Origin of the sequence: Streptococcus sp. A34 (assembly GCF_043674115.1) — a bacterium.
GTDB lineage: Bacteria > Bacillota > Bacilli > Lactobacillales > Streptococcaceae > Streptococcus > Streptococcus suis_V.
Genome location: NZ_JBIMJM010000023.1, coordinates 19207 through 32122 on the forward strand (window position 1 = coordinate 19207; position 12916 = coordinate 32122).

The following is a 12916-nucleotide window of genomic DNA, read 5'->3' on the forward strand; positions in this document are numbered from 1 at the left end:
AAAAATAAAGAAAAAGGAAGTTTGTCACTTCCAGAGGAGATTGACATGTTGAAAAAATTGTTGGCATCAGCCTTTCTTGTATCTACATTAACGCTGGCAGCTTGCTCAAGCAACGCTTCTAAGACAGAAGAAGCAACTGCAGAACCAACCAAATGGGAACAAGTCAAGGAAGCAGGTGTCTTGAAAGTTGCGACTCCAGGTACGCTTTTCCCAACGTCATACTACAATGACAAGAAGGAATTGGTTGGTTATGAAGTCGATATGATGAAGGAAATCGGCAAGCGCTTGGATCTCGAAATTGAATTCCAAGAAATCGGTGTAGCAGAAGCTCTGACATCAGTAGACTCAGGCAAGGTAGATGTTTCAGTAAACAACCTGCAGCCAACAGCTGAGCGTAAGGAAAAATACAACCTCTCTGAGGCTTACAAGTATTCTGTATCTGGTATGATTGTCCGTGAAGATGGTTCATCAAACATCACCGCAAAGGACCTTTCAGACTGGAAGGGTAAAAAAGCTGGTGGTGGTGCTGGTACAACCTTCATGAAGATTGCTGAAAAGCAAGGCGCAGAGCCAGTTATCTACGATAACGTAACCAACGACGTTTACCTTCGCGATGTATCCACTGGTCGAACAGACTTTATTCCAAATGACTACTTCACACAAGTGGTCGCAGTTAAGATGATTACTGCAAAATTCCCAGATATCAAAGTGAAGATGGGTGATGTTCGTTACAATCCAAACGAATCTGTGATTGTCATGAGCAAAGAAGATGACAGTCTGAAACAAGAGTTGGATAAGGTTATCAAAGAAATGAAGGAAGATGGTAGTTTGAAAGCTATCTCTGAAAAACACTATGCTGGACAAGACTTGACCAAACCTGCTGAAGGTGCAGATGAGTTGCCAGTAGTAGACGTTGACTAAACATCAGAAAGGTTGGAAGTGATTCCTACCTTTTTATCTAGTAAAGAAAGGACGGGTGTTGACCTGGTCGGCGCCTCCAAGGTATTTCTCTATGTCTATCAATTGGCAGGCTGTTTTTGATCCAAAACTAGCTTTTGAGGCTATTCCGCTTATTCTAGAGGGCTTGCCCTACACATTGGCTCTATCTCTTATCGGCTTTGCCCTAGGGACCTTTTGTGGCTTTTTTGTAGCCTTGATGCGTATGTCTAAGCTTGCCGTCCTCCGCTGGTTGGCTATGGCTCATATTTCCCTCATGCGGGGTATTCCGCTTATGGTCTTGCTTTTCTTTATCTATTTTGGTCTGCCCTTTATGGGCATTCAGCTGGATGCGATATCAGCGTCCATCATTGCCTTTACTTCCATGTCATCGGCCTACATCTCGGAAATCATCCGTTCTTCCCTGTCGGCTATTGATAAGGGTCAATGGGAGGCGGCACGCAGTCTGGGCCTCAAGACCAATGTTATCTACCGCAAGATTATCATTCCTCAGGCCTTCCGCATTGCCCTACCGCCTTTGAGCAATGTTCTGTTGGACATGGTAAAAAGTACCTCGCTGACAGCCATGATTACAGTGCCTGAAATTTTCAACAAGGCCAAAATCGTCGGCGGTGCTAAGTCAGACTACATGACTGTCTATATCTGCGTAGCCTTGATTTATTGGGTCATTTGTACACTCTATGCTGTGGGGCAGTTACGCTTGGAAAAACGTCTGGCTACTTATTAATGGTTAAAAAGATGATTCGATAGGAGTATCGGGTCATTTTTTCTTGGAAAATGGCAGAGCAGAGGGAGTGGGCAAGCACTCGACAAAGCTAAGAAAAGTTCGTCTGCCCTCCGCACAGCTTCAACTGTCTGGGGGACAGTTAAAGGTTGGAAATAGATTGAACGGAGTTCGCATCATTTGTTAGGACTAGTTCGGAGCGAAAAACGCGAACGAAATGAGGTTTGCTACGCAATCCTTATTTCCAACCTTTCACAGTTCCCCAAACTGTGAAAGCCAATCAACCACTGCGCTGAGATGTTGATTCGAACTAAAGAAAGTGATCCGAGGCTTTTTGCCCAGGTTCATCCTCATCATAGTTTGTGAGTTTTTTACTTGCAATCTGCTGAAAAGAGGAGTGTTATAAAATATATCGATAGTTAGTGATATATTGCTAAGGTTTTTTAAGAAAGGTGGAGTATATCATGGTTATTATTACAGTTTTTGGTAAAGGGAAAATGGGACGACGAACCATCGGCGATTTGCTGGAGTCAGGCGGTCATCAAATTGACTATGTGGACCGTGAAGACTTGCAAGGTCGTGCTCTGGGTGATGTGGTTATCTTGGCCTTGCGTTATGATGCCATTGCAGGCGTGGTAGAGGAAAATAAAGAAGCTTTTCAGGGAAGATTTTGGTGGACATTTCCAATCCTGTCAACTTTGATACCTGGGATGAATTGGTGGTACCAGCAGGAAGCTCATCTGCCGAGATGATTGCTGAAAAATTGTCTGAAACCAAGGTCATCAAGGCTTTCAACACCTCATCAGCCATGATGTTGCAGACGAACAATGTCGGTCAAGGTCACACTCCAGTGGTGCACATGGCTTCTGATGATACAGATGCTAAGGAAGTTTTGGCAGCGAGTATTGCAGCAACAGGATTGGACACAGTGGATGTCGGTGATCTCAAACGCACGCGGGAATTAGAAGCACTCGGTTTCTTGCAAATGAGATTGACCAAGGACCAAAAAGTCAGCCCTTTAGGTGGCTATTTGTTGATTAAATGATAGAAAAGCAGAGATTGTGCTATCTCTGCTTTATTCTTTATGGTATTCTAATAAATCTCCGGGTTGGCAGTCCAGAATACGACAGATGCTCATAAGGGTGTTAAAGCGAATGCCTTTTGCCTTGCCTGTCTTGAGAATGGACAGATTGGCCTCGGTGATACCGACTTGTTCGGCTAAGTCTTTGGAAGTGATTTTTCGGTCCTTGAGGACCTTGTCTAAGTTTACGCGGATCATTTCCATATCAGATAAACTCGCTGTTCTCGGTTTCAAGTTGTTGCCCTTTTTGAACCAATCTCCAGACAAAATAAGTTGCGAAGAGGAAGAGGGCATTGAGGATAAAGTCTGACCAGCGAAGATTGAGGAAGTTGTTTGGACCAGTAACATGTGTCAGGAAAAACAAAGTGGTTAGGCAAAATTGCCCAGCAGTCAAGACGAGCAAACTGATGAAGAGTTTCTGATAGAGTACTAGGCTAGCTGAAGCGAAATAATCTTCTTCCAGAAGTAGCTTGCAAAGTTTTTGAATTAGGTAGGCAATGTGACTGAGTGCGACCAAGACGATTAAAATCAATCCAGTCGTTAGAAGAATGAGCCAGACACTGATCTGGTCAATGGGTTTATTAAAGGTGTATTCCCAAGAGTCTATCGCAAAGGAGTCGCCTCCAAGACCAGCCAAGGTAAAGATGGTATAAAGAGCAATGGTGAAATAGAAGAAATAGCGAACACAAGTAGCCACAATGCCAGCTGTTTTGAGTAGATTGGTTTTCATAGCAAACCTCCGATTATTATTGTTTTATGATAATATTATCTTCAAAATTATTATAAAACAATAATTTTTGAAATGCAAGCGTTTTTTAAAAAGAATTAAAGTAAAACCGCCAATCGCTTGGCGGCTTTCTGCTATTTAAAATACAAGAGTCTCAACCCATTCAAAATCACCAAAATCGTTGATCCTTCATGGCCCACCACACCGAGTGGGAGGTTGATAGACTGGAAGAGGTTGGAGATGATAAGCAGGGCAATGACGGATAGGGCAAAGATGATGTTCTGCTTGATGATGCCCCGCATTTTCTTAGATAGACGGATGGAGTAAGGAATCCGAGTCAGGTCTTCCATGAGCACGATGTCGGCCGACTCCATAGCGATATCCGTACCGGACCCCATGGCATAGCTGACATTGGCTTGAGCTAGAGCGGGAGCATCGTTGATACCGTCGCCGACCATACCTACAGCTGAAAATTCCTTTTGCAGCTCCTGGATGACAGAGGCCTTGTCCGTCGGCAGGCAGTTAGCAATGACGCGGTCGATACCGACTTGACTGGCTACATAGCGGGCAGTTTTTTCTTGGTCGCCCGTCAAGAGGATGGGAGTGACGCCCATTTCCTTGAGCTGGGTAATCAGTTGTTTGCTCTCCGGTTTGAGGCTATCTTCGATGAAGAAAATAGCGGCGATTGCATCATTTTGACTGACATAGACCAGCGTTTTACCAGTGCTTTCAGCAGCGTGGATTTGGTTGCGATGGTCCACAGATAGTGGCTGTGCCAGTTGGGATAGGACAAAGTCTGCTTTACCGATTTTCCAGTTTTGCCCTTGGTAACGAGCGCTAAATCCATTTCCTGTAATGTCTTGGATGTCTTCTAGGTCAATGGCAGAGCTGTCAGCCGTATAGGTCATGAGGGCCTGAGCAATCGGGTGGCTAGATTGTTTTTCGACAGCTTGGACCACCTCTTTGATCAAATCTTGCTCCCCAAGATAAGTAGCATCGACAACCTGAGGTTTCCCGATGGTTAAGGTGCCTGTCTTGTCAAAGACAATGGCCTCCAGTCCAGCGATATTATCTGCAATATCACCGCCCTTGATAATCATGCCCTTACGAGCAGCTCGGCTGATGGCTGCCAAGGTAGCTGGAGAAGAAGATGCCACCAAGGCGCAAGGAGAAGCAATGGTCAATAAAATCATACCGCGATAGAAGGCGGTCAACCATTCCCAACCCAAAGCAAAATGAGCAAAGAGGATGAACAGTGGGACTACAGCAAGCACAATCTTGACGTAGGTATCTTCCATGTTTTCAATAAAAGTAGCTGTTTTTGACTTGTTCTCTTGGGCGTTTTCCACCATCTGAACAATCTTATCAAAAAGGGCGTCGCCCTTTTCGGCAGTTACTTGCACCAGAACAGTTGGACCTTGGTTGATGGTCCCTCCGATGACCGTCGCGCCTTCTACTTTTTCCGCAGGCAATGGTTCACCAGTAATCATAGATTCATCAAAAATAGACTGAGGGCTGAGCAAGGTGCCGTCAAGTGGAACGGTGTCGCCTTTACGAACCTGAATGGTATCACCGACATGAATAGATGCCGTATCCAGAACAGTAATCTCACCATTTTCATCGACTTTTCGTGCAGTTGGCGGTGTCATATTCATGAGTGAGGCGATAGCATTTCTACTCTTTTCCATGGCCAATTCTTCCAGGGTAGAAGAAAGGGAGAAGATAAAAATGAGCAGGGCACCTTCCATCCAATAGCCGATAATGCCAGAACCGATGGCTGCCAAAATCATGAGAACGTCGACAGACAGGTGCTTGTCGAAAATCAGCTCAGAAAGTCCTGCCTTGGCAGACAGGTAGCCACCGATGACAAAGGCCAAAATGAAGGAAGGTGCTGCAAGTGCTTCTTGTCCTGTGTTGAGCAAGATGATACCAACGATAATGAAGAAGAGACAGAGTGCAGTCGTGATAATATGGATATTTTTCTTTAATTTGTCTAACATTGTTTTAAGTTCCTTATCTCTTAGGATAAATTAATTATAACAATTCTAAATAAAAAGTCAATATTTATTTAGAATTATTTTAAATAAGAGTTGTCAGACAATTCCCATAAAACCAAAAAACGACCGCTGTGGTCGTTTTTTCGGATTCTCAATTAGTTTGGCAATCCGGGCAAATCCCGTAGATAGACAGGACTTCCTTGGTAATCTTGTAACCTGTTTGTTCGTGGGCTTCGCGTTTGAGGCTAGGAATTTCTACGTCCATGAAGTCGGTAATCTTCCCGCACTTTTCGCAGATGACATTGAGGTGTTCATGGCCCATGAAATCATAATAAGTTGTCGTGTCATTGGTACGTTTGATTTCTGTTACAAATCCTTCTTCCAACAGGAGTTTCAGATTGTTGTAAACAGTGGCTAGGCTCATTCCCGGGTAGTCTGGTAGAAGATCTTGGTAAATCATTTCTGCACTAGGATGGGCATCGGTCTCGATGATATAAGCCACGACAGCTTTACGCGTTTCTGTGATGCGGACGCCTTGCTCTTTCAAATGAGTGATGACATGGTCGTAGCTGGTCTGATGCTCCTTGTTCAAATGGGAGTGGAGTTCCATAGTGGTCTCCTATTCTTTTTATAATAATTCTAATTTATTTGTCTTCATTATAGACTTTTTTTTCAGGGCTGTCAAATATGGATGGAGAAATATCTGGATTGCTCCAGATGTAATTTAGTTAAGGCTGATATGAGGATTAGCGTGATCCAGGATAAACTGGCGGGTTTCTGCCTGAAGGTATTGTTGGGCAGCTTCTTCGATGAAATTAAGGGCTTCTTGTAAAGCATCCAGTCGCTCGATGTCCAGCAATTCAATCACTAGAAAGGCATTTTTTGTCTGGTCTGTAATCATAGTCCTCTCACCGTCCCGCCAGTTGAAGCAACGGCAGACGGCACCAGCTTGATCCTTATAACAAAGCTCTCCGGGCAGAGTAGGTTGGTTGGTATCGTCGCCAATCAGATAAAATTCATCGCCGCCTTCTGTAATGGTCAGTTGCAGATTGCCGACAAAGGTGTCCAAATCTTCTGCACCGACCGGAAGAGCGTAGCGCAGGCTGGCAGCATTATAAATATCAACCAAGGGATTGATAGAACGGACAGGGTTGTTGCCGCTGACTCGTTTGAGCAGGGCTTTGATGCTGGAGCGGGCTCCCTTCTTGGTCTTGAACTGTTGATAGGCCTTGCGGTAAACTTGGATAACAGGATTGTCGCTGAAGATATCTTCGGTCAGGTGAGCCTGAGCCAGTGGCAGGCTATCTTCTAGTAATTGAGCGATTTCTTGGGAGGATTGATCACTGTTATGGTAATTTTGGAGTAAGAGAACGCCGATTTTGGCTTGGGGAAAGAGATTCCAAAAGGATTGGTCGATGATGAATTGGGTCATGTTTCCCTCCTTGATAGCCTGTGGATTTGTGAGTTGGCTATCTTTTCTCTTATTATAGAAAATTGATTTTCTCCTTGTCAACTGGAATGAGAACATCTGTGCTAGGACAGTTGTGGTTTCCTTCTCTTTTTTTCCAGTATCTTTTATGCTACAATCAGAACATGACACGATTTAAGGCAATTATTTCCTACGACGGCCATGACTTTTCTGGTTTTCAACGCCAGCCCCATGCCCGTACAGTTCAGGAAGAAATCGAAAAAACACTAGAAAGACTAAACAGTGGCCAGCCGGTGACAGTGCATGGTGCAGGTCGGACAGACGCAGGAGTGCACGCTTATGGTCAGGTGATTCATTTTGACTTGGCAGGCAGTCGAGATGCAGAGAAGCTCCGCTTTGCCCTGGATACTCAAACACCTGAGGATATTGATGTGGTCAGTGTGGAGCAGGTAGCGGATGATTTTCATTGCCGCTATGCCAAGCACAGCAAGACCTATGAGTTTTTGGTGGATATTGGGAGGCCTAAGAATCCCATGATGCGGCACTATGCGACCTTTTACCCATATGATTTGGACTTGAGCTTGATAGAAGAAGCCATTCAGGATTTGGTGGGGACCCATGATTTTACAGGTTTTACAGCTTCGGGGACCTCGGTGGAGGACAAGGTACGGACCATCACAGCGGCGACAATGGAGTATGACCAGCGGCGTCAGTTTTTGATTTTTACCTTTTCAGGCAATGGCTTTTTGTACAAGCAGGTGCGGAATATGGTTGGGACCTTACTGAAAATTGGCAACGGTCGCATGCCTGTTGGGCAGATCAAGCGGATTTTAGCAGAAAAGGATCGTGGCTTGGCAGGTCCAACTGCAGCAGGCAACGGCCTCTATCTAAAGGAGATTATCTATGAAGACTAAGTATATTTTGGCGCTCTCGGGCAATGATATTTTCAGTGGTGGTGGCCTTCATGCAGACCTGACCACCTACACTGTCCATGGTCTACATGGCTTTGTGGCGGTGACCTGCTTGACAGCTATGACGGAAAAAGGTTTTGAGGTCATTCCGACAGATGCAGCGGTATTTGCCCAGCAGCTGGCTAGTTTGAAGGATGTGCCCTTCTCTGCGATTAAGATTGGCTTGCTTCCCACGGTGGACATAGCAGAGCAGGCTTTAGAGTTTATCAAGGCTCATCAGGACATTCCAGTGGTTTTGGATCCGGTCTTGGTCTGCAAGGAAACGCATGATACCGAGGTCAGCCAGTTGCGAGATGAACTCTTAAAATTCCTTCCCTATGTCAGCATCACCACGCCAAATCTGGCAGAAGCTCAGCTATTGCTCCAAAAAGACATCAAAACGGTGGAGGAGATGAAGCAGGCGGCAGTGGCTTTGTATGACTTGGGAGCCAAGGCGGTGGTCATCAAGGGAGGCAATCGACTGGGTGGCTCAGAAGCGGTCGATGTTTACTATGACGGACAGGAAGTGGTCGTGCTCCAGTCGCCTCTGTTGTCAGAAAACAATGTGGGGGCAGGCTGTACCTTTGCGTCCAGCATTGCCAGCCAGCTTTTGCTGGGTCAAGATCCTTTAGAGGCAGTCAGACTGTCCAAGGATTTTGTCCATGCGGCGATTGAAAAATCAGATGATTATGGGGTGATTCAATATGAGAAATAAAAAAACACAAGAATTAGTATTATTAGCCATCTTAACAGCCTTGACCCTGGTCTTGGCCCATGTCCATATGCCGACCCTATCAGGCTTTGTCACACTTTTGGATGTGGGAGTTTACTTTACAGCCTTTTACTTGGGCAAGAAAGAAGGAGCAATTGTTGGTGGATTGTCAGGTCTCTTAATCGATTTTCTGTTGGGCTATCCCCAGTGGGCATTCTTTAGTCTAGTCTTCCACGGGGCTCAGGGTTATTTTGCGGGTTGGACAGGCAAGAAACGGATTCTCGGTCTAGTCTTGGCGACGCTCTCTATGGTTGGGGGCTACTACCTAGCATCTCGGATTTATTTTAATGACCTCAAAGCCATTGAAAGTGTTTTTGGCAATAGCATGCAAAACTTTGTCGGGATGGGCTTAGGGTTTGCAGTGGCTAAATTAGTTGAGAAAAGCGGTGCTATTAACTATGTCACTCGATAAGATCAAAGTTCAAACCCAGCAAGTTGTCGAAGAAGTTCTAGAACTCAGCAATCTTCAAAAGGGGCAGATTTTTGTCCTAGGATTGTCTTCTAGTGAGGTCATCGGTGGGCATATTGGCAAAAATTCCAGTCTGGAAGTTGGTGAGGTGGTTGTTGAAACCATCTTGGAAATCCTGGAGCCAAAAGGTATCTATCTAGTTGTCCAAGGCTGCGAACACCTCAATCGTGCCTTGGTAGTGGAGCGGGAATTGGCTATTCAGAAAGACCTGGAAATTGTCAATGTCTTACCCACCCTGCATGCAGGTGGTTCTGGACAGTTGGCGGCCTTCAAGTATATGAAGGATCCGGTGGAAGTCGAGTTTATCACCGCCCAGGCTGGTGTAGACATCGGCGACACAGCTATTGGCATGCATATCAAGCACGTACAAGTACCCATCAGACCAAGTCTGCGTGAGATTGGTCAGGCTCATGTTACCGCCCTTGCCAGCCGTCCTAAACTGATCGGCGGTGCCCGTGCAGCTTATCTGGAAGATCAAATACGGAAAAATTAATCACAGCCAGAAGGTTGTGATTTTTTTGAATACAAAATCCTTGCCAAGTAGATTTCTTTTTGCTAAACTTGTTCTTGTGGTTGATACAAGTTCAAAGGGAGGATTTCCATGGATACCAAATTTTCAGTAGCTTTGCATATCTTGACCATGATTAGCGAGAGTAGTGATGTCATGACGTCGCAGGCCTTGGCAACCAGTGTCGGTACCAATGCCAGTTATATCCGCAAGGTCATCGCTCTCTTGAAGAATGCAGGCATCATACAGTCCCATCAGGGCAAGGCTGGCTATGAGTTGAGCAAGGATCCGTCGGACATCAGCCTCCTGGACATCTACTATGCCACCCAGGAAGTCACGCATATCCAGCTCTTTCAGCAGCACCAACACGCCAATCAATCCTGCCCAGTTGGTCGGCACATTGCAGGGGCTGTCCAGCCAATCTTTGCGACCATTGAGCAGGATTTGCAGGATAGATTATCCCAAGAAAGCTTGGCCCAGGTCATTGCTAACTTGTATCAAGAGGCAAAAAAATCCAACTGACTTTTACAAGTCAGTTTCTATTTCGCACAACTTGGACTTGTATCAGATACAAGTCATTTAAAAAAGGAGTAAACCATGAAAGCAGCACAACATACATCTTATAACAAAAACAATATCGTACTTAACCTAACAGACATTGCTAAGCCAAACATCAAACCAGACCAGGTCCTTATCAAAGTGACCGCAGCAGGTGTCAATCCTTTGGACAACATGATTTCTCGTGGAGATGTCAAGATGATTGTCCCTTACAAATTGCCACAAACAGCGGGCAATGAGGTCGTTGGCTTGGTGGAAGAAGTCGGCTCAAGCGTGACCAATTTTGCAGTTGGTGACCGTGTCTTTGGTCGTCTTCCTCTCGACAATATCGGTGCCTTTGCCGAGTATGTAGCGGTGGAGGCTGCTGCACTTGCTAAAGTTCCTGCCTATCTGACGGATGTGGAAGCGGCTGCCGTTCCCCTGACTGCCCTGACCATTATGCAGGCATTGGACCTCATGGGTGCAGAGGCTGGCAAGACCATTTTCATCTCAGGTGGTACAGGCGGTGTCGGTGGTATGGCCATTCCCATTGCCAAAGCCAAGGGTTTGACGGTCATTACCAACGGTGATGGGGCAAATGCAGAGCGGGTATTGGCGTTGGGTGCCGACCAGTTTATCGACTACAAGACAGAAGATTACACTAAAACCCTCTCCCAAATCGACTATGTACTGGACACACTTGGCGGTGCAGAAACCGAAAAACAAATGTCGATTATGAAAAAAGGCGGTCAGTTGGTTTCCCTCCGTGCTATGCCAAATGGCGAATTTGCCAAACGCATGAACCTACCAAAATGGAAACAATTCCTCTTTGGTTTGGTTGGTCGCAAATTTGACAAGATGGCGGAAAGCTACGGTGTGCACTACCATTTCATCTTCGTAGAAAGCAATGGTCAACAGTTGCAAGAGGTAGCAGACATTTTCAGCAAGTTAGAAATCAAACCGTCTATCGATACCGTTTATCCATTTGAAGAAGTCAACGCAGCCTTGGACAAGGTCGCAAACGGTCGCTCACGTGGAAAAACTGTCCTCAGTTTTAAATAGTAGGAGTACTTATGTCTTATATCACAACTAAAAATCAATACATAACTGTCGCTGGCAATCAGATTGCCTACCGTGAACTAGGTAAAGGCAAGTCTAAACTGCCCTTGGTCATGTTAGTCCATTTGGCCGCAACCTTGGATAACTGGGATCCAAAATTGCTGGATTTACTGGCTGAAAAAGAGCACATCATCGTCCTTGATTTGCCTGGCGTCGGAGCCAGTCAAGGCAAGGTAGCTCCTACGATTCCAGGAATGGCAGAGCAGGCTCATGCTATTATCAAGAACTTGGGGCATACGAAAATTAACCTGCTCGGTCTTTCTATGGGTGGTTTTATTGCCCAAGAAATCGTCCGTCTTGATAGTCAAATGGTTAACCGCTTGATTCTAGCAGGAACAGGACCTCGTGGCGGTGTTGAAGTCGATAAGGTGACAGGAAAAACTTTTCGCTATATGCTGAAGGCTGGTATGGAGCGCGTGGATCCAAAACGCTACATTTTCTACAACCACGATGAAGCAGGCCGACTGGAAGCTGAAAAAGTTTTGGGTCGTATGGGAGAAAGAAAAGCCGAGTATGCAGACAAGGACATGAATGTCCCAGGATTTTTAACACAGCTGAAGGCAATCAAACGCTGGGGTAGAGATCCTCAAGACGATATGACCTTTATCACGCAACCAACGCTGATCGTCAACGGTGACAAGGATATGCAAGTTCCGACTGAGAACTCTTATATCATGCATGAGAAAATCAAAAACAGTCAACTCATCATCTATCCCAATGCAGGTCACGGGTCTATCTTCCAAAATGCAGATGACTTTTCAACAGCCTTGATAGACTTTTTGGAGGAATAGTCCCTATTACTCTTGCATATACAAGGCCTGCAAAGTCCCCAAAATCACCTTAGCCTGCTCTTGAAAGAGTTGATTGAGTTACTTGTCTTCCTTATCTTTTGTCTGTATAATAATCTAAAACGAAAGGAAATCAAATGAACACAAAAGATTTTTACTGGGTGCGAGAACCAGAAAATTATCAGATTTCGGAAAAAGAAATTAGAATCACGACCCAAGCTCATACGGACTTGTGGCAGAAGACCTACTACCATTTTGTCAATGACAATGCTCCCCTGCTCTTGATGGACACGGAGGAAGAGTATTTTTCCTTTACGGTTAAGACGGATTTTTCCAATAGCCATACCCGCTTTGATCAGTGCGGTGTAGTAGTCTATCAGGATTCGGAAAACTGGATTAAGGGCTCGATTGAGTATGAAAATGAAGATTTTCAGCATTTGGGCAGCGTTGTGACCAATCAGGGCTTTTCAGACTGGGCGACCCAGGAAATCCCTGCTTCTGTCAAGTCAATTTACTACCGTTTGAGCCGACGGGGTAGCGATTTCTGCATTGAAAACTCTAAAGACGGTGTCCATTTTGAGCAGATGAGGATTTGCCACTTACATGAAGGCAGTGGTGAAATCCATTTTGGAATCTATGCCTGCTCGCCAGAAGATTCTTCTTTTGAAGCGGTCTTTTCCGAAATGAGTTTGACTGACTGCAAGTGGCTGGCCCACGACGGACAGCAACCAGATTAGAAGATTAGCTTCCAGCTCTGCCATTTCCCGAAGAATCGTTATAATGTACCTTTGTCAATGATGTGAGACCAAAAAGGTGATTTTGAAGTTATCCATTTGTTAAGCTTTACTAGGAGCTAGC

At 45.3% G+C, this 12916-nt stretch carries 17 protein-coding genes; 12 read left to right on the plus strand and 5 right to left on the minus strand.

Translation table 11 applies throughout. The features are described 5' to 3' along the window. The first annotated feature begins 45 nt into the window (after window positions 1-45). From ACHBGV_RS06800 to ACHBGV_RS06815, 4 genes are all read left to right on the plus strand, one after another. Entirely contained in the window at window positions 46-921 is an 876-nt protein-coding gene (locus tag ACHBGV_RS06800; protein WP_172095529.1) for a transporter substrate-binding domain-containing protein, read from the plus strand. A 91-nt stretch (window positions 922-1012) separates the two neighbouring features. Continuing rightward, window positions 1013-1684 (plus strand): amino acid ABC transporter permease, encoded by a 672-nt coding sequence (locus ACHBGV_RS06805; RefSeq protein WP_105123055.1) that lies wholly within the window; start codon window positions 1013-1015, stop codon window positions 1682-1684. 461 nt (window positions 1685-2145) lie between these two features. Then, a complete protein-coding gene (locus ACHBGV_RS06810) occupies window positions 2146-2433 on the plus strand; it encodes a hypothetical protein (RefSeq protein ID WP_394735950.1) in 288 nt (95 codons plus the stop codon). Next, window positions 2355-2726: an NADPH-dependent F420 reductase gene (locus ACHBGV_RS06815; RefSeq protein ID WP_394735951.1), complete on the plus strand. Its 372-nt coding sequence runs from the start codon at window positions 2355-2357 to the stop codon at window positions 2724-2726. The genes ACHBGV_RS06810 and ACHBGV_RS06815 overlap by 79 nt, the downstream gene beginning before the upstream one ends. A gap of 30 nt (window positions 2727-2756) precedes the next feature. On the opposite strand, the gene ACHBGV_RS06820 is transcribed toward ACHBGV_RS06815, so the two are convergent. The 5 genes from ACHBGV_RS06820 to ACHBGV_RS06840 form a co-directional block, all read right to left on the minus strand. After that, window positions 2757-2966 (minus strand): helix-turn-helix transcriptional regulator, encoded by a 210-nt coding sequence (locus tag ACHBGV_RS06820; protein ID WP_172009009.1) that lies wholly within the window; start codon window positions 2964-2966, stop codon window positions 2757-2759. A 1-nt stretch (window position 2967) separates the two neighbouring features. Continuing rightward, window positions 2968-3492 (minus strand): hypothetical protein, encoded by a 525-nt coding sequence (locus tag ACHBGV_RS06825; protein ID WP_394735952.1) that lies wholly within the window; start codon window positions 3490-3492, stop codon window positions 2968-2970. A 131-nt stretch (window positions 3493-3623) separates the two neighbouring features. After that, window positions 3624-5489 carry a heavy metal translocating P-type ATPase gene (locus ACHBGV_RS06830; protein ID WP_394735953.1) on the minus strand — a complete coding sequence of 622 codons (1866 nt, stop codon included), beginning with the start codon at window positions 5487-5489 and terminating at the stop codon, window positions 3624-3626. Window positions 5490-5637: 148 nt separating this feature from the next. Next, window positions 5638-6096, minus strand: coding sequence for a Fur family transcriptional regulator (locus ACHBGV_RS06835; protein ID WP_394735954.1), 459 nt, complete (start codon window positions 6094-6096; stop codon window positions 5638-5640). Between the two features lie 114 nt (window positions 6097-6210). Then, window positions 6211-6918 carry a B3/4 domain-containing protein gene (locus ACHBGV_RS06840; RefSeq protein ID WP_394735955.1) on the minus strand — a complete coding sequence of 236 codons (708 nt, stop codon included), beginning with the start codon at window positions 6916-6918 and terminating at the stop codon, window positions 6211-6213. A 161-nt stretch (window positions 6919-7079) separates the two neighbouring features. Here ACHBGV_RS06840 and truA point away from each other — a divergent pair, with 161 nt between their 5' ends. The 8 genes from truA to ACHBGV_RS06880 all read left to right on the plus strand — a co-directional run bounded on the left by truA (window position 7080) and on the right by ACHBGV_RS06880 (window position 12795). Further along, complete coding sequence (truA, locus tag ACHBGV_RS06845; RefSeq protein ID WP_394732169.1) at window positions 7080-7829, plus strand: tRNA pseudouridine(38-40) synthase TruA; 750 nt, start codon at window positions 7080-7082, stop codon at window positions 7827-7829. Next, the gene (locus ACHBGV_RS06850) at window positions 7819-8580 is read left to right on the plus strand and encodes a bifunctional hydroxymethylpyrimidine kinase/phosphomethylpyrimidine kinase (RefSeq protein ID WP_394735956.1); all 762 of its coding nucleotides are present in this window, start codon (window positions 7819-7821) and stop codon (window positions 8578-8580) included. The genes truA and ACHBGV_RS06850 overlap by 11 nt, the downstream gene beginning before the upstream one ends. Beyond that, complete coding sequence (locus ACHBGV_RS06855) at window positions 8570-9049, plus strand: ECF transporter S component (protein WP_172049396.1); 480 nt, start codon at window positions 8570-8572, stop codon at window positions 9047-9049. The genes ACHBGV_RS06850 and ACHBGV_RS06855 overlap by 11 nt, the downstream gene beginning before the upstream one ends. After that, window positions 9036-9599, plus strand: a complete 564-nt coding sequence (locus tag ACHBGV_RS06860; protein WP_394735957.1) for a TIGR01440 family protein — start codon at window positions 9036-9038, stop codon at window positions 9597-9599. The genes ACHBGV_RS06855 and ACHBGV_RS06860 overlap by 14 nt, the downstream gene beginning before the upstream one ends. A 108-nt stretch (window positions 9600-9707) precedes the next feature. Beyond that, window positions 9708-10136, plus strand: a complete 429-nt coding sequence (locus ACHBGV_RS06865) for an Rrf2 family transcriptional regulator (protein ID WP_172066956.1) — start codon at window positions 9708-9710, stop codon at window positions 10134-10136. A gap of 75 nt (window positions 10137-10211) precedes the next feature. Beyond that, window positions 10212-11213 carry an NADP-dependent oxidoreductase gene (locus tag ACHBGV_RS06870; RefSeq protein ID WP_394735958.1) on the plus strand — a complete coding sequence of 334 codons (1002 nt, stop codon included), beginning with the start codon at window positions 10212-10214 and terminating at the stop codon, window positions 11211-11213. A gap of 11 nt (window positions 11214-11224) precedes the next feature. Beyond that, a complete protein-coding gene (locus ACHBGV_RS06875; protein ID WP_105123576.1) occupies window positions 11225-12061 on the plus strand; it encodes an alpha/beta fold hydrolase in 837 nt (278 codons plus the stop codon). Window positions 12062-12195: 134 nt separating this feature from the next. Further along, window positions 12196-12795 carry a DUF1349 domain-containing protein gene (locus tag ACHBGV_RS06880; protein WP_394735959.1) on the plus strand — a complete coding sequence of 200 codons (600 nt, stop codon included), beginning with the start codon at window positions 12196-12198 and terminating at the stop codon, window positions 12793-12795. Window positions 12796-12916 lie beyond the last annotated feature (121 nt).

Excerpts from the sequence above, each read along its gene's own strand:
- ACHBGV_RS06800 (WP_172095529.1), top strand. The coding sequence starts at position 46 with ATGTTGAAAAAATTGTTGGCATCAGCCTTTCTTGTATCTACATTAACG.
- ACHBGV_RS06805 (WP_105123055.1), top strand. The coding sequence starts at position 1,013 with ATGTCTATCAATTGGCAGGCTGTTTTTGATCCAAAACTAGCTTTTGAG.
- ACHBGV_RS06810 (WP_394735950.1), top strand. The coding sequence starts at position 2,146 with ATGGTTATTATTACAGTTTTTGGTAAAGGGAAAATGGGACGACGAACC.
- ACHBGV_RS06820 (WP_172009009.1), bottom strand. The coding sequence starts at position 2,966 with ATGGAAATGATCCGCGTAAACTTAGACAAGGTCCTCAAGGACCGAAAA.
- ACHBGV_RS06825 (WP_394735952.1), bottom strand. The coding sequence starts at position 3,492 with ATGAAAACCAATCTACTCAAAACAGCTGGCATTGTGGCTACTTGTGTT.
- ACHBGV_RS06830 (WP_394735953.1), bottom strand. The coding sequence starts at position 5,489 with ATGTTAGACAAATTAAAGAAAAATATCCATATTATCACGACTGCACTC.
- ACHBGV_RS06835 (WP_394735954.1), bottom strand. The coding sequence starts at position 6,096 with ATGGAACTCCACTCCCATTTGAACAAGGAGCATCAGACCAGCTACGAC.
- ACHBGV_RS06840 (WP_394735955.1), bottom strand. The coding sequence starts at position 6,918 with ATGACCCAATTCATCATCGACCAATCCTTTTGGAATCTCTTTCCCCAA.
- truA (WP_394732169.1), top strand. The coding sequence starts at position 7,080 with ATGACACGATTTAAGGCAATTATTTCCTACGACGGCCATGACTTTTCT.
- ACHBGV_RS06850 (WP_394735956.1), top strand. The coding sequence starts at position 7,819 with ATGAAGACTAAGTATATTTTGGCGCTCTCGGGCAATGATATTTTCAGT.
- ACHBGV_RS06855 (WP_172049396.1), top strand. The coding sequence starts at position 8,570 with ATGAGAAATAAAAAAACACAAGAATTAGTATTATTAGCCATCTTAACA.
- ACHBGV_RS06860 (WP_394735957.1), top strand. The coding sequence starts at position 9,036 with ATGTCACTCGATAAGATCAAAGTTCAAACCCAGCAAGTTGTCGAAGAA.
- ACHBGV_RS06865 (WP_172066956.1), top strand. The coding sequence starts at position 9,708 with ATGGATACCAAATTTTCAGTAGCTTTGCATATCTTGACCATGATTAGC.
- ACHBGV_RS06870 (WP_394735958.1), top strand. The coding sequence starts at position 10,212 with ATGAAAGCAGCACAACATACATCTTATAACAAAAACAATATCGTACTT.
- ACHBGV_RS06875 (WP_105123576.1), top strand. The coding sequence starts at position 11,225 with ATGTCTTATATCACAACTAAAAATCAATACATAACTGTCGCTGGCAAT.
- ACHBGV_RS06880 (WP_394735959.1), top strand. The coding sequence starts at position 12,196 with ATGAACACAAAAGATTTTTACTGGGTGCGAGAACCAGAAAATTATCAG.